This window comes from Streptomyces sp. NBC_01210, from assembly GCF_036010325.1.
Classification (GTDB): domain Bacteria; phylum Actinomycetota; class Actinomycetes; order Streptomycetales; family Streptomycetaceae; genus Streptomyces.
On record NZ_CP108549.1, the window covers coordinates 342,909 to 368,578 of the forward strand.

Annotated in this window: 26 protein-coding genes and 3 pseudogenes; 14 read left to right on the plus strand and 15 right to left on the minus strand. The window is 68.5% G+C overall.

Annotated features, from left to right (window positions below):
• Window positions 1-1,449: 1,449 nt before the first annotated feature.
• Window positions 1,450-1,647: a hypothetical protein gene (locus OG735_RS01485; RefSeq protein WP_327321293.1), complete on the plus strand. Its 198-nt coding sequence runs from the start codon at window positions 1,450-1,452 to the stop codon at window positions 1,645-1,647.
• Window positions 1,648-1,844: 197 nt separating this feature from the next.
• On the opposite strand, the gene OG735_RS01490 is transcribed toward OG735_RS01485, so the two are convergent.
• Entirely contained in the window at window positions 1,845-2,078 is a 234-nt protein-coding gene (locus tag OG735_RS01490; protein WP_327321294.1) for a hypothetical protein, read from the minus strand.
• A 124-nt stretch (window positions 2,079-2,202) separates the two neighbouring features.
• Window positions 2,203-2,427, minus strand: coding sequence for a hypothetical protein (locus tag OG735_RS01495; RefSeq protein ID WP_327321295.1), 225 nt, complete (start codon window positions 2,425-2,427; stop codon window positions 2,203-2,205).
• A 1,583-nt stretch (window positions 2,428-4,010) separates the two neighbouring features.
• Between OG735_RS01495 and OG735_RS01500 the strand changes: the two genes are divergently transcribed.
• Window positions 4,011-4,151, plus strand: coding sequence for a hypothetical protein (locus OG735_RS01500; protein WP_327321296.1), 141 nt, complete (start codon window positions 4,011-4,013; stop codon window positions 4,149-4,151).
• A 17-nt stretch (window positions 4,152-4,168) separates the two neighbouring features.
• Here the strand turns inward: OG735_RS01500 and OG735_RS01505 are convergent, their stop codons facing one another.
• The gene (locus tag OG735_RS01505) at window positions 4,169-4,555 is read right to left on the minus strand and encodes a barstar family protein (RefSeq protein ID WP_327321297.1); all 387 of its coding nucleotides are present in this window, start codon (window positions 4,553-4,555) and stop codon (window positions 4,169-4,171) included.
• A gap of 59 nt (window positions 4,556-4,614) precedes the next feature.
• Entirely contained in the window at window positions 4,615-4,878 is a 264-nt protein-coding gene (locus OG735_RS01510) for a hypothetical protein (RefSeq protein ID WP_327321298.1), read from the minus strand.
• Window positions 4,879-5,321: 443 nt separating this feature from the next.
• Between OG735_RS01510 and OG735_RS01515 the strand changes: the two genes are divergently transcribed.
• Window positions 5,322-5,582, plus strand: a complete 261-nt coding sequence (locus tag OG735_RS01515; RefSeq protein WP_327321299.1) for a hypothetical protein — start codon at window positions 5,322-5,324, stop codon at window positions 5,580-5,582.
• A gap of 433 nt (window positions 5,583-6,015) precedes the next feature.
• Here OG735_RS01515 and OG735_RS01520 read toward each other — a convergent pair whose 3' ends face one another.
• The 3 genes from OG735_RS01520 to OG735_RS01530 form a co-directional block, all read right to left on the minus strand.
• Window positions 6,016-6,735: a dienelactone hydrolase family protein gene (locus tag OG735_RS01520; protein WP_327321300.1), complete on the minus strand. Its 720-nt coding sequence runs from the start codon at window positions 6,733-6,735 to the stop codon at window positions 6,016-6,018.
• A gap of 406 nt (window positions 6,736-7,141) precedes the next feature.
• Complete coding sequence (locus tag OG735_RS01525) at window positions 7,142-8,371, minus strand: beta-ketoacyl-[acyl-carrier-protein] synthase family protein (RefSeq protein WP_327321301.1); 1,230 nt, start codon at window positions 8,369-8,371, stop codon at window positions 7,142-7,144.
• Complete coding sequence (locus OG735_RS01530) at window positions 8,361-8,630, minus strand: acyl carrier protein (protein ID WP_327321302.1); 270 nt, start codon at window positions 8,628-8,630, stop codon at window positions 8,361-8,363. The genes OG735_RS01525 and OG735_RS01530 overlap by 11 nt, the downstream gene beginning before the upstream one ends.
• Before the next feature lie 299 nt (window positions 8,631-8,929).
• Between OG735_RS01530 and OG735_RS01535 the strand changes: the two genes are divergently transcribed.
• Both OG735_RS01535 and OG735_RS01540 read left to right on the plus strand, forming a co-directional pair.
• Window positions 8,930-9,937 carry a terpene synthase family protein gene (locus OG735_RS01535; RefSeq protein ID WP_327321303.1) on the plus strand — a complete coding sequence of 336 codons (1,008 nt, stop codon included), beginning with the start codon at window positions 8,930-8,932 and terminating at the stop codon, window positions 9,935-9,937.
• A gap of 3 nt (window positions 9,938-9,940) precedes the next feature.
• Complete coding sequence (locus OG735_RS01540; RefSeq protein ID WP_327321304.1) at window positions 9,941-11,320, plus strand: cytochrome P450; 1,380 nt, start codon at window positions 9,941-9,943, stop codon at window positions 11,318-11,320.
• Window positions 11,321-11,347: 27 nt separating this feature from the next.
• Here the strand turns inward: OG735_RS01540 and OG735_RS01545 are convergent, their stop codons facing one another.
• The gene (locus OG735_RS01545; protein ID WP_327321305.1) at window positions 11,348-12,610 is read right to left on the minus strand and encodes a phthiocerol/phthiodiolone dimycocerosyl transferase family protein; all 1,263 of its coding nucleotides are present in this window, start codon (window positions 12,608-12,610) and stop codon (window positions 11,348-11,350) included.
• Between the two features lie 309 nt (window positions 12,611-12,919).
• Here OG735_RS01545 and OG735_RS01550 point away from each other — a divergent pair, with 309 nt between their 5' ends.
• The 5 genes and pseudogenes from OG735_RS01550 to OG735_RS01570 all read left to right on the plus strand — a co-directional run bounded on the left by OG735_RS01550 (window position 12,920) and on the right by OG735_RS01570 (window position 17,398).
• A complete protein-coding gene (locus OG735_RS01550; RefSeq protein ID WP_327321306.1) occupies window positions 12,920-14,278 on the plus strand; it encodes a cytochrome P450 in 1,359 nt (452 codons plus the stop codon).
• Complete coding sequence (locus tag OG735_RS01555; protein ID WP_327321307.1) at window positions 14,275-14,913, plus strand: ABC transporter ATP-binding protein; 639 nt, start codon at window positions 14,275-14,277, stop codon at window positions 14,911-14,913. Before OG735_RS01550 ends, OG735_RS01555 begins: the two co-directional genes overlap by 4 nt.
• Window positions 14,910-15,692, plus strand: coding sequence for a hypothetical protein (locus tag OG735_RS01560; protein ID WP_327321308.1), 783 nt, complete (start codon window positions 14,910-14,912; stop codon window positions 15,690-15,692). The genes OG735_RS01555 and OG735_RS01560 overlap by 4 nt, the downstream gene beginning before the upstream one ends.
• Before the next feature lie 225 nt (window positions 15,693-15,917).
• Window positions 15,918-16,793: pseudogene (locus OG735_RS01565) on the plus strand (transposase); the annotation flags it as partial.
• 62 nt (window positions 16,794-16,855) lie between these two features.
• A complete protein-coding gene (locus OG735_RS01570; protein ID WP_327321310.1) occupies window positions 16,856-17,398 on the plus strand; it encodes a hypothetical protein in 543 nt (180 codons plus the stop codon).
• A 220-nt stretch (window positions 17,399-17,618) separates the two neighbouring features.
• Here the strand turns inward: OG735_RS01570 and OG735_RS01575 are convergent, their stop codons facing one another.
• Entirely contained in the window at window positions 17,619-17,981 is a 363-nt protein-coding gene (locus tag OG735_RS01575) for a DoxX family protein (protein WP_327321311.1), read from the minus strand.
• A gap of 145 nt (window positions 17,982-18,126) precedes the next feature.
• Window positions 18,127-18,619: pseudogene (locus tag OG735_RS01580) on the minus strand (cupin domain-containing protein).
• A gap of 80 nt (window positions 18,620-18,699) precedes the next feature.
• On the opposite strand from OG735_RS01580, the gene OG735_RS01585 reads away from it, so the two are divergent.
• From OG735_RS01585 to OG735_RS01595, 3 genes are all read left to right on the plus strand, one after another.
• Window positions 18,700-19,551 carry a LysR family transcriptional regulator gene (locus tag OG735_RS01585; RefSeq protein ID WP_327321312.1) on the plus strand — a complete coding sequence of 284 codons (852 nt, stop codon included), beginning with the start codon at window positions 18,700-18,702 and terminating at the stop codon, window positions 19,549-19,551.
• A 229-nt stretch (window positions 19,552-19,780) separates the two neighbouring features.
• Window positions 19,781-20,383, plus strand: a complete 603-nt coding sequence (locus OG735_RS01590) for a hypothetical protein (protein ID WP_327321313.1) — start codon at window positions 19,781-19,783, stop codon at window positions 20,381-20,383.
• An 18-nt stretch (window positions 20,384-20,401) separates the two neighbouring features.
• Window positions 20,402-20,644 carry a hypothetical protein gene (locus OG735_RS01595; protein ID WP_327321314.1) on the plus strand — a complete coding sequence of 81 codons (243 nt, stop codon included), beginning with the start codon at window positions 20,402-20,404 and terminating at the stop codon, window positions 20,642-20,644.
• Window positions 20,645-20,664: 20 nt separating this feature from the next.
• On the opposite strand, the gene OG735_RS01600 is transcribed toward OG735_RS01595, so the two are convergent.
• The 5 genes and pseudogenes from OG735_RS01600 to OG735_RS01620 form a co-directional block, all read right to left on the minus strand.
• A complete protein-coding gene (locus OG735_RS01600) occupies window positions 20,665-21,207 on the minus strand; it encodes a DUF6368 family protein (RefSeq protein ID WP_327321315.1) in 543 nt (180 codons plus the stop codon).
• A gap of 45 nt (window positions 21,208-21,252) precedes the next feature.
• Window positions 21,253-21,537 (minus strand): hypothetical protein, encoded by a 285-nt coding sequence (locus tag OG735_RS01605; protein WP_327321316.1) that lies wholly within the window; start codon window positions 21,535-21,537, stop codon window positions 21,253-21,255.
• Window positions 21,530-22,108 (minus strand): dihydrofolate reductase family protein, encoded by a 579-nt coding sequence (locus OG735_RS01610; protein WP_327321317.1) that lies wholly within the window; start codon window positions 22,106-22,108, stop codon window positions 21,530-21,532. Before OG735_RS01610 ends, OG735_RS01605 begins: the two co-directional genes overlap by 8 nt.
• Window positions 22,109-22,502: 394 nt before the next feature.
• A pseudogene (locus tag OG735_RS01615) lies at window positions 22,503-22,699 on the minus strand (LexA family protein); the annotation flags it as partial.
• A gap of 603 nt (window positions 22,700-23,302) precedes the next feature.
• Window positions 23,303-24,007, minus strand: a complete 705-nt coding sequence (locus OG735_RS01620) for a TetR/AcrR family transcriptional regulator C-terminal domain-containing protein (RefSeq protein ID WP_327321318.1) — start codon at window positions 24,005-24,007, stop codon at window positions 23,303-23,305.
• A gap of 56 nt (window positions 24,008-24,063) precedes the next feature.
• Here OG735_RS01620 and OG735_RS01625 point away from each other — a divergent pair, with 56 nt between their 5' ends.
• Window positions 24,064-25,644 (plus strand): FAD-dependent monooxygenase, encoded by a 1,581-nt coding sequence (locus tag OG735_RS01625; RefSeq protein WP_327321319.1) that lies wholly within the window; start codon window positions 24,064-24,066, stop codon window positions 25,642-25,644.
• The last annotated feature ends 26 nt before the right edge of the window (window positions 25,645-25,670 follow it).

Here is a 25,670-nt window from a genome sequence, read left to right on the forward strand (position 1 = left end):
ACCGAGGCCATGCGCAGGGTGCGCCGGGAGGCCAGGTCCCCGTCCCTGCGGTCCCTCGAGCGCGAAGGCGCCGGGGAGCTGCCGCGTAACACACTTGCCCCTCGCTCTCGCCGGCGAACGGCTGCCCACCGCCCGACTCCTGGCCGCGTTCCTGGCCGCCTGCCGCGCCTCCCGGCCGGTCACCGAGGCGTTGACGGCCGCCCGCGACCGCCTCGCCCCCCGCACCCGGCCACAGGTCCGGCCCAGGGCCTACCCCTGCCCCGACGCCGACCCGCATTCCAGGAGGCCCTCGAGCGCCAGGAACGCAACGAGGAGATCAAACGAAGACCGGTCAGCTCCGGGAACCAGACGACTACGAACTCCTCGGCCTCACCTACCTCCACGACCGCTACAGCGACGCCGAGATCCAAGCCTGGGAGGCCGAAATAGCCGAGGAAGAGGCGCGGAAGGCCGCGAACCCGACCCGGACCCGCGTCGACCTGAAGGAACTCGCCGCCCGTGTCCGCACCGTCGGCCCCCGAATTTCGACGAGCTGCGGCCGCAGTCACAGACCCCGCCAGTGTGGCTGAGTGCTGCAGTCGGCCACTTTGAGCGTCATAGTGGACCCGGTTCCGGGTGGCAGCGTTGGGGCGATCGGGTTACTGGTGGCGGGGGTGAGGTTGAGCACCACGGCGATGGCAGGGGGATGACGGGCGGCCGCATGGACGTGTGAGGCGTGCGGCGGCGCAGTGCCCCAGTCCGAGGAGGAGACCACGGCTGCTGCCGTGCGAAGGCACGCACGTGCGACCAGTCATCCACCAGCGAGTGTGCGCAGGGAGAGGCCCGGAGGGAGCGCGCAGCGGTGGCACACCCCCGAAGACCGCGAGCGTGAGGAGGAACGCAAACGGGGTCAGGAACGCAAGCGGGAGCGCGGGCTCCCCCGTCGTGCCGAACCAGTCGCCCGTAAAGAGCACGGCGCCAGCCAGGCACGAGGACCCGCACCCGGCTGGGTCGACCACACGGGCAAGCCACGGTCGACGGGCGCGGCGCGCCGTCGGACTGGCACGCAGACTGACCTGGAGTGGGACCGCATCAAGACCGGGTGCCGGCTGGCACCATAGCGGCAGTGCTCGGGTTCGTCCTAGTGGGAGTGTTCGGTGAGCACGGGTACTGCTGGAGGAATCCGGACGCCGGGCCGGGCATTGCGCAACGGGTTCACGCGGTGCTACGAGGTCGGGGGAACCGTGGTTGACGCGGTTCTGCCTACACGGGCGCTGTGCTGATCGTGGGCGGAGTGCTGGCCAACATCGGAGCGCTCGTGTGGGCTTCCGCCCCTCGGTTCGAGGCTGGTGAACGGCAACGAGCATCAAGGCCATAAAGAGCACCCAAAGATCCTCGTTCGGCCAGCACCGGCGGGACAGGGCGACTGCGGGAGGCCCAGGAGCAGTTCGTGCACGGGGAAATCTCCTGGTGGCCTACTGCGCAACTCGTGAATGGGACAAAGCAATCGAGGAGATCGGGCAGTTCCTCGCCGGCGCCCCCAGCAGCTCACGCATCCGCGAGGCACTCAACGACCTCAAAGAACTCCAGGGAGCCCTGGCCATTGACCCATCCCTGATACAGCCACTTCGCGAACGGCTGGATGCCGCAGCGGACCAGGACACCTGATTCGTCCTCAGCCCTGCCAGCCGCCGCCTGTCTGGCCAACCCACCTCTTGCCCATGAGTGACGAGGCAGTGATGCGTGAAGGAGATTCGGCGAAGGAGACACTGGCTGACGCGGCTTATGACACCGCAATGTTCGGAGCAATGTCACCGTGATCGACTCATCAAAGTGCCATCGAGCAGGGCAGACCTGTCCACTCATCAGTGACACGCAAACCCGAACACCCCACTGGCATCCCACCGCTGCCCCGGCTCCAGGAGAAGGGAGTCGAGCATGTCCACCACCACGGCCTGGCAGGACAGGCTCGAAGTCGCACGGCCATCGGTCACCTGGGTAACAGCCGCCGCATCCGGATCGCCGTACACCTCGGCCACCCACTGTCCGTCATCGGCCTCGCGGTCCACCGGCAGGTAGGTGTGACCGTAGGTGTGCACGCGGTGTTCCCGCTGGCCCTGTACCGGATGCACAGGCCAGCGCACGCCCTGGTGATCGCTTAACGCCCGGCAGAGCCTGAGGGATGAGTCGTACCAGCGGCCACTCGCCCGGACGGCGGGCAGGTCAGCGGTTGTTCCCGTTCGAGTTGCAGTTCCAATAGCCCTTGTGCCAGTGGTGGTGACTGTCGTACCAGCCGCTGTGCCACGAGCAGCCCGTGGGAACCGAGACGGTCGTCGTGGCGGGGGCGGCTGCTGCGGCCGTGCCCGCCACTCCGATTGCGGTGCCGCCGGCCAGCAGGAAGCTGGCCGCGACGCAGGCGAAGGCGCGCTTGGCGCGATGTGCTCGCATGGCTCTGCTCTTTCTTCCACGTTCTCGCGCTGTCCCAGCACGAAAGGGATGGCCGCGGCCTCACGCCGAAGCGTGGGGTCCGGCGATGGCTGGATGGTGCCGCTCAAAGATCGATGCGGCGCTGTCGTCGAGGTCGCCGCGTGAAAGCGAGGGACGCACGTCTCCCGGCTGCAGGCTCACCGTTGCGGGAGCTCGTCGCGGGACGTGTCCTGAATCGCGACCTCACCTCTTTCGACGGTAGCGGCCTATCCGCTGACAGGCACCTCGAGCCCACAGCGCGAGAGCCCCTCCGGCAGACTCAGCTGCCGGAGGGGCTCTACCTGTCGTGACCGCCCTCACGCCGCCAGAACAGCGGCGCGGCGATGTCGTGCTGCCGGATCTGTATGGCCGTGGACCCTGCGCCCCTGGTAGCCCGTCCTGCGTCCGCTGAGAGCCGTTGGCCGGACGCCGACCTTTGGCAGGACTTCGAGGACAGCGCGCCGGACAGCGAGGCGGACGCTCTGATTACCCCGCCGACCGCCGAGGACATGCGCGCAACGCTGGCCGTTCTCGCTGCCCGGCATGGCCGAACCGTGACCGGTCGCGTGGTGGCTGACCATTTCGGAGTCAGCGAACGGACCGGACGCCGGTATCTGGCAGTGACCGCATGACGAAGCCCCCTAGGGTCGGCCTTAGCTAGGGCCCGTCCGACGGGTCGCATGACGGGTCCACCGGCGAATCGTTGCGCTTCAGTGTGAGGCGAAGGCAGCTCGCTCATCCGGGCGCCTTGACTGGCCTCACCCTGACCTATCGCTGACGGACACGGCTCCCACTTCTACTTCTTGTGCTTGCCATCTGACGGAGGCGGGGGCGGCACCTGCCCGTCCGAGTTCCCAGGCGGCGGCTTCCCCTGCGACGGGTTAGCCGACGGCTCTTCATGCTTGCCCACAATGCCCCCTTCATCTCTCGTCGTGCGTCCGAGCCCATGTTGACTGACACTCAGGGTGCGCCGGTAGACGGCATCATGGAAGGTCCTGCGGCTCTGGGCCTCACCGGCGGCAGCCAGGAGTTCGGCCCAGATGTCCCGGCGCTGGGAACGGCGCCATCGCCGGTGTTCCGTGCGGGCTTGGGTACGCGTCCAAGGCTCACCACGTCCGGCTTGCGGTGGCCAGCCCGGAGCTGCAAGGACCGCGTCTTCCCTGCGACGGCGCAAGGACCGTGCCTTCGTACTGCAACGGTGCCTGTCGTGACGGTGGGGCAGGTCGTTCGTTGATGTGGTTGCGGGTGGGAACCTTACGGATGTCAGGGTGTGGGCGGGCGAGTTGAGGACTGTGCGCGAGCCTGGGAAGTGGCGAACTCGCGGGTCACTCCCACGGCAGGGAACAACGAAACCGTCAGATTGCGTGGTCGGTCCTTCAGAATCCGCGAACTCGCGGAGGTTGGGCATCGAGGGCGCCCATGAGAAGGGCGGCGTCGAGGGACAGATCGGCTACTACCGACGTAACCCCACGTGATGGTCACCGCCAGACGAAGTCCGTACGGGGATACCGGCGTCCACCGCCTATGTCAGCCACGTCCTCGACGCCTGCGGCTTCCCGGCCCGCATGATCCGCTGCACTCGACTGCTCGACCTGGTCAACACCATGGATCCCAAACTCGTCGCCGCCGCGTTCGGCATGGACGCCGAAGCCACCGTGATCTATCTGGCAGACCACGTCGATAAGGGCCGTTTGCCGGAGCGGTGAAGACCAGGCATTGGTGGTTACTGAAGCCGCAGGACGCCAGGGGCACGATCCTCGAAGATCGTGATCAGCCAGTCGAAGACGGTCGGTCCGTGCTCTGTACGCGCCGCAGCCAGATCCGCGCTGACAGCAAAACGGTTCGTGGGATGGCACCGTGAGAGGCGAATTTCCAGCTGGCGAACCGTCTCCGGATAGCCCAGATACTCGCGAGACTCCTGGTGGTCACGCCATTCAACAGCGTAGTCATCGTCGTCGGGCTGCCCGAAGCCACCGCTGAGGCAGTCAGCGAAGGCGTCGAGGTTCTTGCCGAAGTAGCCTCCAGGACCGCTGACCGCCTCGCCGATGAGCCGCCAGAAGTCTTCCAGCGTCCTCACCTCGGTGCCGTCCAGCACGTATATCGCCGTCACAGCACGCAGGATACGTCGAGCTCGAACCGCGCGTTCACCGTCGCCACCGACATCCCGGTCTACTTCTGCAACCCGGCCAGACCCTGGCAACGCGGCTCCAACGAGAACACCAGCGCGCCGACGCGAACACCCCGGTCGCCGAGGACGGGTTCGAGGACCGGTTCGCCGCCCGCCAGGCCCACATCGACGCCCTGCGCGCCCAGTACAGTGGCCCCGGCGTACCCGGGCTGCAGGAGAGCGACCAGGAGGGGCTCACGGAGCGGCTGGAGGGCCGTGACACTCCCGAGGCAGAGCCGGTGGGGGGCGCCCCCAGATCCATCCACCGACTTCTGTCATGGCATCATCAGCCGTGCGCGGCACCGCTGGACCGCACGGGCGCACGCCGTGTCCAGAGCTCGAAGCTCGAGAGGAAAAACGCGTCACCGTGCGGCAGCTCATCCATCGAGGTTCCCGAATCCGACGGGCCCGTGGGGGCAGAACGTGCGAGGACCTGCCGGCACCCAGCGCCACCGGTCTTTCTACAGACCTCGCACGGTCGGAGGTGTCGTAGGGGTCAACACGGCACCGACCGGACCACACACGTCCTGCCCGAGCGACCACGCCGCCCCGGGCCCATCAGAGGTCCAGAACCTCTAATTGCTTACGAATTAGAGGTGTCGGCGAGCGAAAAGGGCTTGCCCACGGGGCCTGAACAGGCAAAACGCTCAAGATCGAGAAAGGGGGTTCACACCTCCGGCAGTACCTCCGATGCAACCGTGGATCCCCTGTGCAGGCAACTGTGCAGACACCTTTGGGTGCAACCCTCTCCCCCAGCAGGCTTGCCCAGAAGTCACCGGCCACCCAAGTCGCCGAAGCGGCCGACGAACTCGGCCAGGTGCCGGCGTTGACGCCTCTCTTCAGCGAGCTGCCGGGCGAGCTGCGCGCGGTCGATGCAGGACTCCACGGCATCGAGCACCAGACGCTGAAGCGCGGCCGGTTCCATATTGGTAGGTCCGGCTATTGGAACCTGCGGAGCTACTCAGGTTGATCTTGGTTGCCACCTGGTGAGTCTGAGGTCGCGTAGCCAGGTCTTGACGTCGGTTCGGCGTCACCGACTTCTTCGCCTCGTACTGCGAGGCGCTGGGCGATCGTCGCAGGATGCTGAACGCCGCGATGCGTAACCACTGCCGGCTGCTGGCCAATCCCGGCCCGGCCCGGGCGCTGATGGTCAGTCGGTCGCCTGCCCGGCGAACCCGCAAGGTACGGGCCGAGTGCCACGCGGCGTGGGCACAGGTGATGGCGGCGCTGGTGGCCGAGCGCCGCCCCGACCGGCCGGTACCGCCGATGGCCGGTACCGCCGCGATCGGGGCGGTCGTGCATCTGCCGGCCACCGCCATCAAGGAGGGCCGGGACCTTCCCTCGATGAGCGGCAATCCTGGCCGACACCGCCTACCATCTGCTGCCGGCCTGACGGCCCGGCCTCACTTCAGGTGCCGACCGAAGAACCGGCCTCCGTCCTCCACCTCGAACCACGGGGTGCCGACGTGCCCGCCCAGATTGGCGTGCAGCGTCTTCTCCTTGCTGCCGAAGGCGTCGAACAGGTCCAGGGCCCGCTGCCGGGGGTTCCCCTCGTCGTCCCACTGCAGCAGGAACAGCAGCGGAATGGTGACCTGCCGGGCCTCCTCGCGCTGGGCGCGGGGCACGTAACCCCCGGCGAAGAAACCGGCGGCCGCGATGCGCGGCTCGACCACCGCCAGCCGAATGCCGACGGCGGTCCACCCCGAGTATCCGACCGGGCCGCCGATCTCGGGCAGCGAAAGGAGGGCGTCCAGGGTGGTCCGCCATTCCGGGACCGCCTTTTCGACCAGCGGGCCGATGAAGGACTCGAAGATCTCATCGACCGGCTCGCCGGCCTGCATCGCCCGGCGGAGGTCGGCGCGGGCCTGCTCGTCGGCGGCGGAACGGGGCCGGTCACCGCACCCGGGAGCGTCGATGGCAGCCACCGCGTAGCCGTACGCCGCGGAGTGCCGGGCCCGGGCCACCAGCCGGGATTCCCCCTTGGGCAGGCCGTTGTTGTGGGCCATCAGGATCAGCGGAGCCGGTGCGGATCCAGGCGTCCACAGGGTGCCGGGGATCTCGCCGAGGGTGAATTCGCGCTCGAGGACGCCGTCGTCGAGGCGCTGCTCGGAAGTGAAGTGCATGGTCGTGCCTTTCAGGAGTGCTCTTGAACGGCGCTCCCGGACGACCTATCGCCCGACCGTGACCCCGGAGGGGAGCACCCATGTCCATACTGTGTTCACGGGTACCACCTCCTCGTTCTCTCGCACGGCCTCCGGAAAAGTAGCAGTGGTCGCCGTGCTCCGCCAACGGGTTTTTGCGGAGGCTCCGTGGCCGGATGCCGCCCCACCACATAGGACACGGTCTCAAGCCACCGCACTTCCGCTACGCAGGGGCACGCACAGCGACGGGCATGGCCATCGCGAATCAGTGCTGCTGGACGTGGTGGTCCGCTCATCGGGGTCCGCGCCGTCACAGTGCGGACCCCGGTCTGTACGGGGTGAGGCCCTCAGGACTGTTGGGCTCCAATGCGGTTTCCCCCGCACCCAGTTATGGGAAGTCGGTTGTGAACAACAGGACGGCGTTCTGGCCACCGAAGCCGAACGAGCAACTGAGGCCCGCGTTCTGGGCTACTGGGCGCGGTCGGCCGGCGACGATGTCCAGCTTGTGATCGCCGTCCTGGCCCTCGAAGTTCGCCACGGGCGGCACTGTCCGACGGCGCAGGGCGAGGACCGTGTACGCCGCCTGGATCGCACCCGCCGCCCCGAGAGCATGGCCGATCACGCCTTTGGCGGCCGTCACGGGCGGCATGTCCTTTCCGAAGACCCGGGTGAGAGCCGCAGCCTCGGCCGCGTCGTTAAGCGGCGTGGAGGTGCCGTGCGCGTTGACGAGGCCCACGTCTCCCGGAGCGCACGCCGCGTCATTGAGTGCGGCGCGGATGGCCCGGACCGCTCCGTGCCCGTGCGGGTGCGGGGCCACCGGATGGTGTGCGTCCACGCCGGCGCCGTAGCCGCGCAGCAGGGCCTGGACCGGTGCCCTTCGGGCGCGGGCGTGGGAGAGACGTTCCAGTACGAGGACGGCGGCGCCCTCCCCCAGCACGAAGCCGTCCCGTGCCGCGTCGAACGGCCGACTGGCCAGCTGCGGGTGTTCGCGCCTCCGGGACAGCGCCCGCATCCGGGTGAAGCAGGTGGCCGTCATACGGGAGCGCGCGGACTCGCTTCCGCCGGCCAGCACGATGTCACACGTCCCGGACCGCAGCAGGTCCCGCGCGACACCGATCGCGGTCGCGCCCGAGGCACAGGCGCTGGACGCGGTGAAGTTCGGCCCCTGGGCGCCCAGGTCGATCGCGACCTCGCCCGCGGCCATGCTCGGCACACTGCGCGGCAGCGCGAGCGGCGAGACCCGCTCGGGCCGGTCCGCGCCGAGATGGCAGAACTCGGTGACGTACGTACTGAGGCTGTTGGACCCGACGCCCAGCACGACCCCGACCCGCTCCGCCGGCCACGTGCCGGCATCCAGCGCGGCGTCGGCGACGGCCCGTCGGGCGGCGGTCAAGGCGAACTGGATGAACCGGTCCACGCGCCGGGCGAGCGACCGGCCGAGTTCGGCCGCAGCGTCGAATCCGGTCACCTGGCAGGAGAAGTCGACGGGCAGCCCGGCGAGTTCGGGGTCCGGAGCGGCCAGTGAGCGGCCCTGGCACAGGGCGGCCCAGTTCGCGTCCGCCGTATGCCCCGCCGGAGTCACCAGGCCCAGCCCGGTGACCGCGATCTCAGGCCGCATGCTCGAACGCCCGCGCCGCCTCGCCGAGCGTGGAGGCCGGGAACAGGTCCAACTCGCCCTCGGCCAGGACGATCCCGAACTCCTGCTCCGCCGCCACGACCAGTTCCATCAACGACAGCGAGTCCATCCCGAGGCTTTCGAACGTCGTCGCGGCGGTCAACTGCTCCGGCGCCACCTCGACATCGAGATGACCGGTCAGCAGGGCGACGAGCCGCTCGGGCAATGCCCGCTCCATATCCGTTTCCGCTGCCTGTGTCATTGTGATCTCCCATTCCGTCGAATCACGCGATCTTCGCAGTAGCAATGACTGTGACATTGCACGCCCGGGTTACGGGGCCGGTTGCGAAGTCACGCCCCACACAACGCCGGAAGTCCTACAAGGTCACGAACTACCGATTCAATGAAGATACTTCGGCGTACTCGGACGCAAGATCACCGTGGGGCGCACGGCGCCTTCCGCGCACGCTCGCCCGTTGGAGTGGACCCTCCGGGGCGGCATTGCTGTGCGCAATCTTGCTAACGCACCATCTGTGGAGTCGAGCGAAGGAGCAGCCGAGCGTGACGCGAACCGAAGCGGTGTTCACCATCCCGTGGCCCCTGCGGGTCAACCCGCATCTGGATCAGGCACGCGAAAGCGCGCTCGCCTGGATGCGGAGATTCGGCCTGCTGGACGGCGAGCAGGCCGCGGAAGACTTCGTCGATTGGCGACTGGCCGAAGTGGCCGCCTTCTTCTATCCCAACGCCAGTGCCGAGGACTGCTGTACGGCGGCGCAGATGATGGGCTGGTACTTCCTGCCGTTCGACGACCAGTTGGACGGTGAGATCGGCCGTGATCCCAGCACGGTGGCGGCTGTCTGCAACGCCCTGATCGGCATCGTGCACGGCGCGACCGGCCCGCAGCCGCACGATACGCCGACGGTGCGGGCCTTCGCCGATCTGTGGAGCCGGATGGTGCGGGGGATGTCCCTGCCGCTGCGCACGCGCGTGGCGTTCAACTGGACGTCGTACTTCTCCTCCCAGGTGACGGAGGCGATCGACCGCACGACGGGATTCGCCTACCACGACTTGGCGGACTACTTCTCACTGCGGGCCTCCACGACGTGCGCCTTCGGTCAGAACGACCTGGGCGAGAAGTGGGGCGGCACCGAGGTGCCGCCGGAGCTGTGGCACCACCCCGTGCTGCAGCGCATGCGGCAACTGGGCGCCGACGTGGTCGCGTTGAGAAACGACTCCATGTCGCTCAGGCACGAGGACGTCACCGGCGGCCACAACGCGATCCACCTCATTCAGCGCAGCTGCGGCTGCACGCGGCACGAAGCTCTGGTCGAGGCGTCCCGCCACGCTCAGCAAAGGGTCGACGAACTCGTGGAGTTGGAGGAGAGGGCTTTGTCACGACTGCTACGGGCCGTCGACCAGAGTCAGCGCGCGGCGCTGCGCGGATACGCGGACATCATTCATGACTGGATCTGCGGTGACTACGAATGGGAGCGGATCACCACACGGCACGACGAGCACCGCGTCATGCCCGACTGGGCGTCCGGTCTGCTCGTGAGCGCGGGGGGCTGAGCGATGGCGACCACAAGCCTCCCGGCATCCCTCGTTCCCGCCCCGCGCGCACCCGGTGCGCTGCCCGGCGTGGGCCACCTGCGGCAGTTGCTCGTCGACCCCACCCGGTTCCTGGCCCGGCTGCCGTCTTACGGCGACCTGGTGGAGATCCGGCTCGGTCCCCGCCCCACCTATGTGGTCTGCAGTCCCGAATTGGTCTCCGAGATCCTGGTGCGCCGCCACCGCGACTTCGACAAGGGCGGCCCCTTCTTCGACAACATCTCCGAGTTCTTCGGAGACGGCCTGGCGACCTGCCCCAATGCCAAGCACACCCGGCTGCGCCGCCTGACCCAGCCGGCCTTCCACCCGAGCAAACTGCCCGGGTACGCGGAGCTGGCCGGGCGCGAGATCACAGCTGTCACTCAGAAATGGCGCGAGGGACAGGTCCTGGATGTGCGCCGGCTGATGCAGGAACTCGCGATGCGGATCACCGTCTCGACGATGCTGGCGTCATGGTTCGCCGACACAGGCGCGGACGCCGACACGATCGGCCGCACGCTGGGTGACGTGGACGTCCTGGTCAGCGGCGCGTTCCTGCGCATGGTCGTGCCCGGCATCGCCCGCCTCCCGCTGCCGACCAACCGGCGTTACGCACAGGCCCGGGAGTCCTTGTACGCGCATATCGACACGACTGTCGCCGCCTACCGCCGGGCCGGTACCGACCAGGGCGACCTGCTGTCCATGTTCCTCGCCGAGGACGGTGACGGAAACGCGCTGTCGGACACGGAAGTACGCGAGCAGGTGATGACCATGTTCATCGCCGGTATCAGTACCACGGCCGCGATGCTCGCCTGGACCTTGTACTACCTCTCGTTGGACGACGATCTCGACGCGGCCGTCGCGGCCGAGGCACAGCAGGTGTGCGGCGGGGGCCTCGCCCGGCACGAGCACCTTCCGCAGCTGCCGACCCTGATGGCCGTGGTGACCGAGGCCTTCCGGATCAGGCCCTCCGCGTGGCTGTTCAGCAGGACCACCGTCACGGACACCTCCTTGGGCACCTACCGTGTGCCCGACGGTGCCGACATCCTGATCAGTCCGTACATCATTCACCACCGGCCCGATCTCTTCCCCGAGCCCGACCGGTTCGACCCGGGGCGCTGGACCGGCGACGGACGCACGTGGGCCAAGGCCGAGCGGGCGATGGAGTTGGTGCCCTTCGGAACCGGGACCCGTAAGTGCATCGGACACGACTTCACCGTCATGAACGTCATGCTGTCCCTGGCGTCCATCCTGGCCGACTGGAAGCTCACCCCCGCCACGTCCCGCCCGGTCACCCTCATCGGGCGCAGCATCATCGAACCCCGCAACCTCGACCTGCGCCTGCACCGCCGCCAGGTGTCCTAGCAGGGACTGCGCCGCTGTCCGCCGCGCCTACTCAGGCAGCGCGCGGTGGACAGCCCGCTCGATGGCGTCGGCCAGGTCGTCGGTCTGCCGCGCGGTGAACCAGTCCGCCGCCATGACCACAGTGATGTCGAGGCCCACCGTGTCGTCCTGGCCGCCGGTGAGAAAGACCGAGGGCAGGGGGCCAGGGGGAAGGGCGCACCCGTCGATGGGGTCCGACCTCAGGTCCGGGGGAAGCAGCAGCGGCGGGGTCTTCGTCATCAGGTTGCTGACCAGGACGCTGATCGGAGCGTGCGCCACTTCGTCCATCAGCTCGGCGGTCGCGGCGATGGCCTTCTGCACCGTGTTGTTCAGGACCGCTTCGCGCAGCTGCTCCAGTACGCGGCGTCCGATGTCGACCGGATGGAAGTCAGGCCCCACCTCGACCACGGCCTGCGAGGCGGTGGCAGCCAGCACCATCTCGTGCGGGGACATGGGCGGCCTGAGCCGCCGCCGGAGATCCAGAGTGGACAAGCACGTCATGGGGACGGCTTCGTCCGGGTGAGGCGACTGCGAGTGAACCGCGCGCAGTGCGATGCCGCAGACCAGTGCGTGCAGACTCATGCGTGCCGCCTTGGCCTGGCACGTCAGTTGCTCGACCAACTCGGCGGACAGCCGCACCTGTCGCCTGTGGACGCCGGCTTGCGCCGGCGTGCCGTGGCCGGCTGCGAGGGCGGGAATGCACGCGGGGACCATGTCCCGCATCTTCGCCGCGCGGTCCCTGAGGAAGTCGTTCAGCTCCTCGGCGGAGAAGCGGGCGCGGAAGTGTTCCTCGACGGGGCGGGGCAACCCGGCGGTACGGGGCGGCAGCACAGGCGTACGGCCGGTGACGCGTGCGCTGTAGCTGCGCCACAGGGTGTGCAGCAACGTCAGCGCACTGACGCCGTCGCTGATGGCGTGGTGAACCGACAGGGCCAACCGGTAGCGGTCCTCCGCCTCCTCGGTCACGACGGCCCTGAGCAGCGGCGTGTCCGGCGCGTAGGGCGCCCCGACCTGTTCGATGCCGTCGGTCACACCAAGACGCGGGCCGGGCACCGACGGGTCCAGCCGCAGGACGTGACCCTGATCCACGGCCACAATCCGCGCGGACAGCACAGGGTGCAGGACGAGCAGGTCCCCGACGGCGGCCGCCAATGCGTCGAGGTCGAGCCGACCCCGCAGCCGCTGGCTGAAATAGATCGGCGTACCGAACGAGGCGAAGGCCACCTCGCTGGCCGCGAGCGGGCGTTCCTCCACCACAGTGGCGTCGGTCAAGATGATCTCCCTGCAGAGGCCGCGGGCCAGCGCCTTGGTCACCGCCGAGACCGACACGGTCGGCGCCCGCGCCATGATGATCGTGCACTGTCGGCGGTCACCACAATGCCGGCCGCCCCGGTTCACTCCGTCGGGTCTTCGCACGTCAACGGTGCCGGACACGCTTCAGCCGAACGACTCAAAAGGCCACCCCGACGGTGCGGTATCCCACCAAACAGTGCGCCGGTCCGGCCCCGCACTGATTAGACACGTTCCCGGGCAGCGGCCGCTGTTGACCCCACAGCCTGTGCGGAAGGAACCCATTCACCCATGAGCAGGACACAATCCGACTTCCGATTCGCGGATGCATCGGGCGCGTTGCCGGGACTGGGGCACACACTGCCCATCTGGAGAACGCCGCTGTCCTTCCTCTCCTCTCTGCCAAGCCAGGGGGACCTCGTACGCGTCCGACTCGGGCGGCAGCCCGTCTACCTGGCCTGTCACCCGGAGTTGGCCGATCAGGTGCTACGGGACTCACGCACGTTCGACAAAGGGGGCCCGGCTCACGACGAGGTGCGCGAGCTTCTCGGGGACGGAATCGTCACGTGTCCGAACGCGGCGCACAGGCGGGTACGGCGCCTGGTCCAGCCCGCGTTCCAGCGCACCCGCGTCGCCGGGCACATCACCACCATGGCCGCCAGGGCCGACGCGATGACCGGTGCCTGGCGGTCCGGGGTTCCGCTCGACGTGACGCGGGAGATGACGGACATGGCCATGACGATCGGGGTACGCGCGATGTTCGCGGCGGAGATCGCCGAGCACTACCGGGACGAGACCCACGCTTGCCTCGACGCGATCATCAAGGGCATCCACCGTGAGGCGTTCGCCTCGGCGCTCGGGGTGCAGTGGCTGTTCCGCCACCGTACCCGGCGGTTCCACGGGACGCTGGCCAGGTACAAACAGGTCGTCGACGAGGTGATCACCGCCTACCGTCGCTCCGACGCGGAGCACGCGGACATCCTGTCCATGCTGCTGGCGGCCCGCGATGACGACGGCGAGCCCATGAGCGATCACGAGGTGCGCGAGAACGTCATCAACATCTTTGCCGCGGCGACAGCGCCGGGCCACGCCAGTGCAATGGCGTGGGCCCTGCATCTGCTCGACCGCCATCCGGACATCGCCCGTGGTGTGCAGCAGGAGATCGACTCGGTACTCGCCGGCGATCCGCCGGACGAATCGGCCGTGGCGCGTCTGGAACTCACCCGGCGTGTCGTCCTGGAGACGCTGCGGCTGTACCCGCAGAGCTGGCTCCTCACCCGCTGCGTCGCCACCCCTGTCGAGCTGGCCGGGCGGAGTCTGCCACCGGGGACCAGCGTGGTCGTCAGCCCTTATCAACTGCACCGCCAATCAGGCCTCTTCCCCGACGCCGAGCGATTCGACCCCGACCGCTGGGCGGACGGCACTCCCGGCCCGCGCGGTGCATACATCCCGTTCGGCAACGGCTCCCGCAAGTGCCCCGGAGACACATTCGCACTCACCGAGATCGTCGTCGTACTCGCCCGGGTCCTGCAGAACTGGATCCTCCGCGGGAAAGCCGGATCCTCGGGACCGATGGTCCCGCGCGTCACCACGATGCTGCAGGCCCCACCACTGATGATGACGCCTCATCTGCGCGGCTCCAGGTCATGACCGCTCCACCCACCGCCGCCGAAACTGCCCTCAGCGCGCGGGACATTCACAAGGCATTCGGCAACCACGTCGTACTGGCCGGCATCGACCTCAGCGTCCGCTCCGGCGACATCGTCGGCATCGTCGGGGAGAACGGCGCCGGCAAAAGCACCCTCCTGCGCATCCTGTGCGGAGACCTGCGCCCGGACAAGGGCAGCGTCACGATCGGAGGCACCCTCAGCCACTGCCCCCAACACCCCGTACTCAACAACGCCCTTACACCATTCCAGCACCTGTGCCTGTTCAAGGAGGCCTTCCGGCTGCGAAACCTGGACCATGCCCACGAAATGATCGACCAGCTCGCCTTCGCCGACCATCTGCACGTTCCCGTCAAAGTCCTCAGTGGCGGAACACGGCAAAAGCTCAACCTCGTCCTCGCCCTCATACACGATCCCGACGTGGTGCTGCTGGACGAGCCCTACCAAGGCTTCGACTGGCAGACCTACCTGGCCTTCTGGGACCTCGCCACCGCCCGTCGCGCGGCCGGGCGCACCACCGTCGTCATCTCCCACCTCGCGTACGACATCGACCGCCTGGACGCCGTCATCCAACTCACCCGCAAAGTGGCCGTCATGACCAAGGGAGCCGGCCTGTGAGGGCCTATCGCATCGCGGCCCGCTACAACCTGGCCGAACTCGCCAAGAACACACTCGCCGCTCTCCTGCTGGCTGTCCTCATCCCTCTGTGGATCCTCGCCGCGCCACAGACCTTCGCGCCCGCTCCTCTGACCTTCCGGCTGCGCGCGACCGGCCAGACACTCACCGCCTCGACAGACCACGTGGGCATGATCCACGGTTGCCTCGGCGTGGTCATGCTCCTGATGGCCTTCCTCACCTTCAGCGCCGCCCGCCAGGCGGGCCCCTTCGACCGCCGGCTCACCGCGGCCGGCTACCCGCGCACTCCGCTCCTGCTGGCCAAGGCGACCTCGCTGCTCTCGGCCGCCGCGCTCGTTGCCCTGTACACCACCGTATGGACGCTGGCCGTATGGTCGCCCCGCCACCTGGAGTTCCTGTGGCTCGGGCTCGTCACCGCGTGCCTCGTCTACGGAGCGCTCGGCCTCGTCCTCGCCCTCTTCCTGCCCGGTGAACTCGAGGGCATGGTCGTCATCTTCGTCAGCAGCAACCTCGACCTGCTGCCACAAAGCCCCCTGGTCAACCCCGATCCGCACGGGTTCCTGGGCCCCTTGCTCCCGATGTACGGCTCCATGCAGACCTGCCTCGCCGCGGGCTTTGCTCCCACGACCACGCTCCGACCTGTAACCGCAAGCCTCACGTGGACCGGCGCCCTCACCCTCATCGCTCTCCTCGCCTTCTGGGGCCGCACCCGCAGGCGGCAGCCCCGTGACACTTCACACTGGGCTCCATACGGCGGCTGAACACGCGAGCGTCTGGCACATGGCGACCTCGGGCGCGCCTCCACGTCGCTTCGGCCCCTGGGACTGCAGCGCGCCCCGGTGCGGGGGGGGCGCCCTTCGGTGCGAGCAGCTGCTGGACGCGGCCACGGTGTCCGAGCAGCTGTCCTCGACGCCGGCCGTGAGCACCGGCTGCGCGCCGAGCAGGCCATGGACGCGCTCAACCGCCGCTTCGGCTCCGGCCCCGTGGACCTCGGCCAGGCCGCTGAACGGTGTGTCGCCGACCACCGAGGCTGCCTGCGGGGCACGGCGCCCGAGCCGGCCAGCCCAGTCGAGGAGCCCCAGGAACCCATCGGCATCTCAGGTTCGCCGTGGCCAACCGGCCACCGGTTTGCCGACCGGACCCGAGCCAAGCACGCGGCCGTCCACGCACTGCTTGCCGCTGGCCACAGCCGCCGCGCGATCCAACGCCACTTCGGCATGACCTACCGCACCGTCAAACTCCCCGCCGACGCGGCCAGCCCCGAAGACCTCTTCCGTGGCCAATGGCAGGGGCGCCCTTCCGTCCTCGATGCGTACAAGCTCTATCTGGATGACCGCTGGAATCAAGGGTGCACCAACGCCTGGAAGGCGTGGGAGGAGACCGTGCCGATCGGCTATACCGGAAGCTACCAGCGAGTTCGCGCCTGCTTCCGCACAAAGCGCCTCTCGACAAACCCACTCACTGCACCGCCGCCCGCACCTCGCACCGTCGCAGGCTGGATCCTCCGCCACCCCGACACCCTCACCGAGGTCGAACAGCTCCGGCTCAAGGCCGTCCTGGTCCACTGCCCGGCACTGGAAGCCCTCACCAAGCACGTCCGGCCCTTCGCACAAATCCTCACCCAGCGCCAAGGCCACCGGCTCCCCGAGTGGCTCGACGCCGTCCGCAACGACGACCTGCCCGGCCTCCACACCCTCGCCGCCGGCATCGACCGCGACCGCGACACCGTCATCGCCGGCCTCACCCTGCCCGGGAACTCCGGCGTCGTCGAAGGACACGTCAACCGGATCAAGATGCTCAAACGGCAGATGTTTGGCCGAGCAGGATTCCAGCTCCTCCGCAAACGGGTCCTGATGTCCTGATCACCAGCCTCAGCCGAGCCAGCAGGGAACTCGATGGCGTCACCTTTGGCGCCTGTGGAAAGGTGCTCGCCACAGCCACCAACGAAGAGACCGAGATGAACCACGACGACGCTCTCGAGCAGCTCAGCCACATTGCGCGTGAGAGGGCGTTCGGCCGACATGTTGGATCCGACCGTCTCATCCAGGTGGGGTTGGACGCACTGATGGCCGCTGTTGAGAGCCCTTCGCTCGCCATGCTGGCCGGCCTCTTGCGGAGCGAAGAACCGGAAGCCCCAGCTCTCTTCGACCAGGTCCTGGAGGAGCTCGGACTCCTCTTCCAACCGCCAGCCGACCCCCGGGCCGCGAAGTGGGCCATGGCCTACTGGATCGCCGGTCAGATCGCGGACGGATCTCTCGATCCCGCTACCGGCACCCATCTGATCTGGGCCGATGTCGCCTATGACCTCAACTATCCCGAAGAACTGCGACCACTCGTCTCGTGCGCGCTCAACCTGGATGGCTGGGACGAGAGCTGGGGCGTCTCCGTCGAGGCGCTGAAGGAAGAGGCGATTGAGGCAGCTGAACAACTCCTGAGCAAGCAGCCGCCGGGAGAGCAGAGGGACTGACTGTAGGTCCATTCGCCGTTGACTAGCTCATCTGCTTGCCGTCAGTCGTCATACTCCGTACGCGCGTCACGGAAGTTGAGCCAGAACCGAGTAGCGACAGCAGATGTACGCGTCACCGAGCAGAACGCGGATGGCGGCGTGTTCGATGTTCATGAGAAAAGACAGCGGCCGTGGGGCGGCCGGCCCGCAGTCGCATCCTCCGGTCGAGAACTGTGCTCGATCACAGCCAGGTGGTGGCCAGCCAGACGATTACGGCCGTCGTGGCGATGAGCCCGAGGTTGAGTGTGATCCGGCGGTCTTCGCCGGTCAGGTGGACGGCGATCGCACCGATCTGCAGGAGCACGAACCCGATGGCCGCGGCCAGTGCCAGCCAGAGTGCGATGCCGGTCAGCGGCGGCAGGATCAGCCCGGTCGCGCCGAGTATTTCGACCGTCCCCAGCGCCCTGACTGCGGGCAGGGGTATGCGGTCGACCCAGGCCATCATCGGGCGGAGTTGATCGCGGCCGCGAATCACTTTCATCGCGCCTGCATAGAGGTAGAAGAGGGCGAGCAGTCCGGCGACGATCCAATATGCGATGTTCATGATTCCCATCCACGGTCACCGGTTGCGGGTGACCCGTCGATTCCCAGGGCAACCCCTGGAGAAGGCTGGCCATTGTCTGAGTGACCCGGCAGTTGAAAGGTGGAGCGCCCGGCTGCGCCGGTCGGGCGGTGCCATGCCGCTGGCCTCAGGTGAGGTCGGTGGCGGGCTCGGTCGCGTAGCGGCTCATCGCATGGATGCTGGCCCGGTGCGTCAGCGGCTGGCCGCTGGCGATCGCGTTCTGGAGGTCTCGGAAGTACTGCACGTACAGGTCGGGGGTGAATGTGCTGAGCATGACGGCGAGTTGGTCGGTCAGGTTGGCGAAGGTGTGGGACGCCGGGCGGGACCACCACGAGCGTGCCCGTGGAGGCGTCGTAGTCCTTGTCCCCGACGGTGAACCGCACCGTGCCGGAGACGATGTAGAAGCCCTCGTCGTGCTGGGCGTGGCGGTGCTGCGGCGGTCCGGGGGTGTGCGGGGCGAGGACGGACTCGGCGATTCCGAGGCGGTGCCCGGTATGGCTGCCGTCTTCGAGGACGCGCATGCGCGTGGTGCCGATGACGATCGTCTCGCCGTCGTCGGGACCGACCACCGATACGGCGGGGTCGGCCTGCGGTTCGCTGGTCTTCGCTTCGTCGGTCATGCTCCGAGTGCACCGCTCGGGCACTGCGACTGTCCAAGACCCATTCCGCAACGCTGATACCTTGTGGGTATCGTTGCAGCGTGGAGCTACGTACCCTGCGCTACTTCGTGGCGGTCGCTGAGGAACTCCACTTCGGCCGGGCCGCCACTCGACTGCACATGAGCCAGCCGCCGCTGAGCCGGGCGATCAAGCAGCTGGAGGCCGAGGTCGGTGCCCTGCTGTTCGCCCGCTCGCCTGCCGGCATCACGCTCACCCCGGTGGGCGCAGTGCTGCTCGATGAGGCGCGGGCCCTGCTCGACCAGGCCGACCGGGTCCGCGCACGCGTGACCTCGGAGGCCGGCGTCGCGACCATCACCGTCGGCATCCTGGGCGACAGCACCGACCCGGGAGTGACCAGGCTGGCCGCCGCTTACCGTCGAAGCCACCCCGGCATCGACATCCGCATCCGCGACACCGACCTGACCGACCCGACCTGCGGGCTGCGCGCCGGACTGGTTGACGTCGCCCTGACTCGGGCGCCGTTCAACGAGACCGCCCTGACGGTGCGTGAACTGCGTACCGATCCGGTGGGTGTGGTCCTGCGCGCCGACGATCCGATGGCCCGCCGCGGCCAGCTGCAGCTGGCCGACCTGGGCGACCGCCGCTGGTTCCAGTTCCCGCAGGGAACCGACCCGATCTGGCAGTCGTACTGGAACGGCGGCGAGCCGCGCGAGGGCCCAGTGGTGCGCGTCGTCCAGGAATGCCTACAGGCCGTGCTGTGGAACGGCACGGTCGGCTTGGCCCCGCTCGGACACGACCTGCCCGCAGAGCTGGCCGCGGTGCCGCTGATCGACATGGCGCCAAGCCGAGTGGTGGCGGTGTGGAACGAGAGTGACACCAACCCGTTGATCCGATCGTTCATCGAGATCGCGACAGCCGCGTACCGCCACTGAGTACCTAGCAATCGGTGCTGCCGCAGCTCGTGAACAATTCGAATGCGGCGGCCCTCGGGACTGCCTCCCGAAGTGGTGAACATCTGCTGTCCATTCTCGGGTTCTGGCTCAACTTCTGTGACGGATGACAGCCAGTCACGGCTATGTGCCGGGTAGGCACCTGGGAGCTTGGTGGTGGATGCCATGATCGGGTGTGCATGACTGACGAGGGCAGCGACGGGGAGGGTGAGTGAAGCGCTACACAGCCGATCACCTTCGGGTGGTTGTGTTTGAGGAACACGTGCGGGCCCGCCCAGCGATGTATTTCCGGGTCGAGCGCGACAGTCCTGAGCTTCCCACCGAGGTGCTTCAGCAGGTGGTCTGGGACGCACTGCACCGCCGCGACGGCGCGCATGGACAGATCCGTGTCGAGATCGGATCTGACCTCAGCTTCACGGTGGAGGACGATCAACCCCACAGCGCCGACCAACAGGGAAGACCTCTGCCCGGATTCTTCGATTCCCTGCTCGACAAAGCGCGATGGGCTCCCGCCGCAGCTGCCGCACTCAGCGGCCGTACGGTTATCGAGGTCTGGCTGGACTTCCACGGCTACCGCCAGGAGCTGGCCCGGACGACGCCGACCGGCACCTGGGAAGAGTTCCCAGCGCCCAAGCCGTACGGAACCCTGACTACCTTCTACCTGGACCCCGATTACTGCGGTCCCGGCGAGGCAATCGCCTGGGCTCTGCGCCCCGATGAATTGCACGGTGAAGCATGCGAGGCCCATCCTTCACCCACGACGTTCCCGATCCACGATCTTCGCTCCAAGGCCGAGGACTCAGCTAGCGAGTAGCACCCTTCCTCCGCCACCATGCTCACTGAGCGCCAGGGCCAACGGCCTCCGGACTGGCTCGACGCCGTCCGGAAGGAAGACCTACCCAGCCTCCACACGCTCGGCATCGACCGCGAACGCGACGCCGTCATTGCCGGTCTGACCCTGCACTGGAGCACGGGCATCGTGGAAGGGCACGTCATCCGGATCAAGATGCCCAAGCGCCAGATGTTCGGCCGCGCGGGCTTCAAGCTGTTACGCAAGCGGGTACTACGCGCCTGAGGCAGCTGAATGAGTTCTGGCTACTTCAAGAGCCGGAAACCGGGCTGTTGGGCCCACGCTCTGAGGAACTCCGCCGAGCCGTACGCGGCTGGCCACGGATCGGTCATCGTTGCGACGATGCCCGGAAGGCCGGCCACGATTGGCACCTGGTCCTCGCGTAGTTCGGCGTTGGCGACGCCGCCGATCACGTCCATGACGGCGGCGGTCAGCAGGGCCGTGACGACGTGGTCGACGGAACTGTTGCTGAACGCGATGACGTCGACGGCGTGGGTCGGGGTGAAGCCGACGAGAGGTTTCTGGTCGACTTCGTCAGCGTGCTCGGCCTCGAAGATGGCCTCGTCGCCGATGCCGGCCCCCATAAGAGAGACCAGGACCGGCCGGCGTCCGTCGACGCCCCCGGTGTCCGTGATGCCGAGGCTCTCCGCGTGAATGTTCAGGTCGTACTCGCCGACCCGCTTCTCCTCAAACCGTGCAGAGGAGCGAGCCAGAAATTCGCGGAGCCGCTCGATCGCCGTGCGGGGGACAGTCACCGCCAACTCGATCACCAACACCGGTCCACTCATGGCTCGGAGCGTAGCCAGCCGGGGCTGCCATCCCCAACCGATTACTCAGCGTGCCCGCGCCACAGAAGTTGAGCCTGAACCCGTTCTCGTGAACAGAGCCACGTCAGAGATGGCGATCCAGTAGGCCATGGCCCACTTCGCGGCCCGGGGGTACATCCGGCGGGTGAAAGAGCAGTCCCAGTTCGTCCAGGACGTGGTCGAGAGCTCAGGCGCTTCGGGCTCCTCACTCCGCAGGAGACCGGCGAGCGTGGCGAGTGAGGGACTGTGGACGCCGGCGACCAGCGCGTCCAGCCCCGCCTGGATGAGGCTGTCAGAACTGGACTCAGACATGCAGGGTGGGCTGGTAGATGAGCTCTTGGATGTGGCCGTCGAGCGTCCGGCGCTCGATCAGCTCGAGGTCGAAGTCGGCCGCACCCTGGAAGATCGGGTCCAGCCCGGTCTGACCGGTGATCACAGGGAAGAGCGTCACCTGGACGCGGTCGACCAGACCGGCGGCCATCAGTGCCCGGTTCATCAACAGGCTGCCGTGCGAGCGCAACGGTGCCTCGGACTCCTCCTTCAGCCGAGCGACGACGTCGACGGCATCGCCGCTCACGACGTTCGCATCCGGCCAGTCGAGGGATCCTTCCAGTGTGGTCGACACCACCGTTGCCGGCAGGCTCCTCATCCGTGCGACCCATGGGTCACGCACCTCTGACTCCTCGGTGCTAGAAGCCAGCATCCGCGCGAACGCCCGATACGTGTTGGCCCCGAGGACCATCCGCTGCTCCTCGCCGTACAGGGCGAGGCGGTGGGCGAGGAGCTCGGGGCCTTGCTTGCCCCAGTAGCCGGTCCAGTTGCCGCTGGCAGCGCCGAAGCCGTCGAGGCTGGAAAAGACGTCGAATATGTAGGTAGCGGTCATGATGCTCTCCTCGAGTGCGGGCATGTCAGAGATACAGACTGGCAACCACGGCGAGACTCATCGCCCTTGGACTCCTGGAGTCCGGCCGCCCCCGGATGCGGCCCCAGGGGCTTTACCACGGCCAAGAAAGGGGAAGGTCAGCGTGATCGGCGACGCGGCGGGCGAGAAGAAGTGCGTGGTACGCCGATCCACAGGTCTTGACTATTCCTCTCGAACCGAGTCGCTACTGGCGTACAAAACCACTCGCCACCTCGTTCAGCTCAAGCTCGGCCCGTTGGTTCCGTTGGTTCCGGTGTCCGGGGCAGCTTGTTGGACGGAGCCCGTCCGGAGCCCTTCGCACGTCGACCGGGCGGGCCACCTCATCGACCTGCTCGCGCGAACCACTCTGCCGGGTTCAGGCAGTGCGCAGTACGGCGACCACTTTGCCGAGAATGGCCGCGTCATCGCCGGGGATGGGTTCGTACGCCGGATTGTGCGGCATCAGCCACACCCGGCCGGCGTCGCGTCGCAGCCGCTTGACGGTGGCTTCGCCGCCCAACTGGCGGCCACGCTGTCGCCGTTCTCGGCATCGGGCTGGCGCCTCACCGTGACTCGAACCTGCGCGACGAGCACAACCAGCTGCGTACGGACGTCAAGCAGCTGGCGCGCGTAGTCCACGTGCTGGAGGTCGAGAACCAGCAGCTGAGGCAGTCGGCCGGGAAGGACGGCGTGGTCCGGGCGTTCCCAGTTCAGCAGCGTCCTCCCGCCCGGTGACAAGGGCAGCAGGTCATGGGCGCGGAGCACCGTGAACTCCGGCGGGAGCGGAGCCCAAGAGCTGGGCGGTCCCGTCAGAGGCCGGGGTGCCCGCGCCGGCACGTCCGCTCCGTTGGGATCCGACGGGCGCCCGGGTCACGAGGTCGGGCACCGTCGTGCCGGTGGGCTGGGTGACGACGATGTGCGCCGCCTGCGCCGCGACCCCCGAGCCTCGATCGCCGTCGCCGCCTCGGTGGGTGAACACGAACGCTGGGCATCGATCGCGGGCGCCGTCACGGCCGAACTCGACGGAGCCCACGACCTGGCCTCCCGCCCGGCCGCCCGCTACTGGGACCTCGACGACCCGACCCCCGCCGCCCGACCTGGCCGGAATCCTGGCCGAGGACCAGGTCCGCCTCGTCCTCCACCCGGAGACCGTGAACCGCTACGCGTACGGACCGCTCAGCGACCCAGCCGGGCCGCGAGCCCGTCGAGCACGCAGTCCAGGCCGAACGCGAACTCGACGTCGGGGTCGAGTTCCTCGGCTTCGAGGACGCGGCGGGCGAGCATCGGGTGTTCGCCCGCCGCGAGGACCTCGCTGATGTAGGGGCCGACGCTGCGCTGCCACTCCTCCTCGCTGAGCCCGGTGCGCCGCTCCGCGCGTCGAAGGGCCTGCTGGGCGGCGACCGAACCCAGCACGTACGCGTGCACGGCGCCGAGCGCCTGCGAGGCCATGGTGATGTTGGGAGTGAGCGAGACGGCGGCGCGCAGCGCGGACTCGGACCGCCGCAACGAGTTGGGGCCGAGCGCGGGCCTCCCCGCCAGTTCACCCGCCAACCAAGGATGCCGCAGCAGCGTCGCACGCAACGCGTGCGCGACCGCCCCCAGATCGGCACGCCAGTCCTCAGCGGACTCGGGCAGCGGATCCTCGCCCTGCGCCGCGTCGACCATCAGGTCCACCAACTCGTCGCGGTTGGTGATGTACCGGTAGAGCGAGGCAGTCCCGGAACCGAGATCACCCGCGACCCGCCGCATCGAAACCGCCGCCAATCCCTCCGCGTCCGCGACGGCCAGCGCGGCGGCCACGTACTGGTCCACCCCAGGCGCGCGTCGACGCGGCTCGGGGCGCGGCCGGGTCCACACCGACGAGGGAACGGGTTCGGTCATCGGGGCGGTTCCTTTCCTCGTTGACCCGCATCCTACCTTCTGGCTACGGTGTATCCATGACGGAGACAGCGTATCCAGAAGTACCGGTGCTCGTGGTCGGAGGCGGCAGCGTCGGCCTGCTCACCGCGGCGCTGCTCACCCACCACGGCGTCCCCGCAGTGCTCGTCGAACGCCGGTCCGCGCCATCGGTGCACCCACGTGCCACCGGCATCGGACCGCGCACCGTCGAGGTCCTCCGCGAACTCGGGCTCGACACCGCCGTCGACGACGTCGCGGTCGACCTCCGGGGCGCCGCGGGCAAGGCGGTGGCGCGGACCGTCGTCGAGATGGGCGCGGGCGACGTCGTGACCGTGCCCATGCCGACCCCGTCCGCCGACGAACTGGACATGACGCCGTTCAGACTGCGCGGCGTCTGCGCCCAGGACCGGCTCGACGCCGTCGTGGCAGCCGACCTGGCACGCCGCGGAGCGGACCTGCGCTGGTCGACCCGCCTGGTCAGCATCGCGCAGGACGCCGACGGGGTCGACGTCGAACTGGAGGGACCCGACGGCCGCTACTCGCTGCGGTGCACGCGCGTAGTCGCCGCCGACGGCACGCACAGCACCGTGCGGACCGCGCTCGGCGTGGGCACCTCCGGGCCGGGCGACCTGGGCAAGTCGATGATCAACATCCTGTTCCGCGCCGACCTCCGACCGCACCTGCGGGGAATGTCCTTCGCCACCTGCACGATCACCACGCCGGAGGCGCCCGGCCTGCTGGCCACCGTGGACGGCGAGACGAACTGGGTCTTCCACGTCCCCTGCGACGTCGACGGCGGCGAACGCCCCGAGGACTTCACGCACGAGCGCTGCGCCGCGGTCGTCCGGCTTGCGGTCGGCGATCCCGACCTCGACGTCGAGGTGCGCAGCGTGCTCTCGTGGCGGCCCCGGAGCGCAGCGGCCGAAAGCTTCGCCGTCGGCCGCGTGTTCCTCGTGGGCGACGCCGCGCACACCGTGTCGCCCCTGGGCGCGTTCGGCCTCAACACCGGGGTCGGCGACGCGCACAACCTGGCGTGGAAGCTGGCCACCGTCCACCACGGCGAGGCCGGTGCCGGGCTGCTCGACACCTACGCGCACGAACGTGAACCGGTCGCCGCGGCGACGCTGGACCAGGCGATGCGCAGGCTCGCCGACCCGGAGCTGCACTGGGGACGCGGACCCGAGGCCGACGCCGCCAGGGCGGCGGCGGGAGTGTGGGCGGCGCCGGTCGTGCACCTCGGCCAGAGGTACGACTCGGCCGCCGTTGTCGACCCGCGGCCGGAACTCCCGTCCACAGTGGACCTGGTGCTGGACGGGTCGCCGGGTTCACGGGTGCCCCACGCGTGGATCGACGGGGTTTCCACGCTCGACCTGGTGGCGTCCCGGTGGACCCTGCTGGTGGGCGTCGCCGGCGAGCGCTGGCTCACCGCCGCGGCGGACGTCGGACTCCCCGCGCACCGCGTCCCGGTCCCGTGGCTCCCCGACGAAGGGGCCCTGCTCGTCCGTCCGGACGGGATCGTCGCGATGCGCGCCACGGCGTCGGCGACGGATCCGGCGCGGTTCCTCACCGAGGTCTTGGACCAGGTGCTGGCCAGGCCGGTCCGGCTGCCGAGCACCTGAACAGGGGCGCCTCGACGGAGGCGCCC

Coding starts and splice junctions, on each gene's coding strand:
- OG735_RS01600 (WP_327321315.1), bottom strand. CDS start 21,207: ATGAGTGGACCGGTGTTGGTGATCGAGTTGGCGGTGACTGTCCCCCGC.
- OG735_RS01495 (WP_327321295.1), bottom strand. CDS start 2,427: ATGCGAGCACATCGCGCCAAGCGCGCCTTCGCCTGCGTCGCGGCCAGC.
- OG735_RS01530 (WP_327321302.1), bottom strand. CDS start 8,630: ATGACACAGGCAGCGGAAACGGATATGGAGCGGGCATTGCCCGAGCGG.
- OG735_RS01550 (WP_327321306.1), top strand. CDS start 12,920: ATGAGCAGGACACAATCCGACTTCCGATTCGCGGATGCATCGGGCGCG.
- OG735_RS01575 (WP_327321311.1), bottom strand. CDS start 17,981: ATGAACATCGCATATTGGATCGTCGCCGGACTGCTCGCCCTCTTCTAC.
- OG735_RS01620 (WP_327321318.1), bottom strand. CDS start 24,007: ATGACCGAACCCGTTCCCTCGTCGGTGTGGACCCGGCCGCGCCCCGAG.
- OG735_RS01605 (WP_327321316.1), bottom strand. CDS start 21,537: ATGTCTGAGTCCAGTTCTGACAGCCTCATCCAGGCGGGGCTGGACGCG.
- OG735_RS01540 (WP_327321304.1), top strand. CDS start 9,941: ATGGCGACCACAAGCCTCCCGGCATCCCTCGTTCCCGCCCCGCGCGCA.
- OG735_RS01555 (WP_327321307.1), top strand. CDS start 14,275: ATGACCGCTCCACCCACCGCCGCCGAAACTGCCCTCAGCGCGCGGGAC.
- OG735_RS01520 (WP_327321300.1), bottom strand. CDS start 6,735: ATGCACTTCACTTCCGAGCAGCGCCTCGACGACGGCGTCCTCGAGCGC.
- OG735_RS01595 (WP_327321314.1), top strand. CDS start 20,402: ATGCTCACTGAGCGCCAGGGCCAACGGCCTCCGGACTGGCTCGACGCC.
- OG735_RS01610 (WP_327321317.1), bottom strand. CDS start 22,108: ATGACCGCTACCTACATATTCGACGTCTTTTCCAGCCTCGACGGCTTC.
- OG735_RS01525 (WP_327321301.1), bottom strand. CDS start 8,371: ATGCGGCCTGAGATCGCGGTCACCGGGCTGGGCCTGGTGACTCCGGCG.
- OG735_RS01625 (WP_327321319.1), top strand. CDS start 24,064: ATGACGGAGACAGCGTATCCAGAAGTACCGGTGCTCGTGGTCGGAGGC.
- OG735_RS01500 (WP_327321296.1), top strand. CDS start 4,011: ATGATCCGCTGCACTCGACTGCTCGACCTGGTCAACACCATGGATCCC.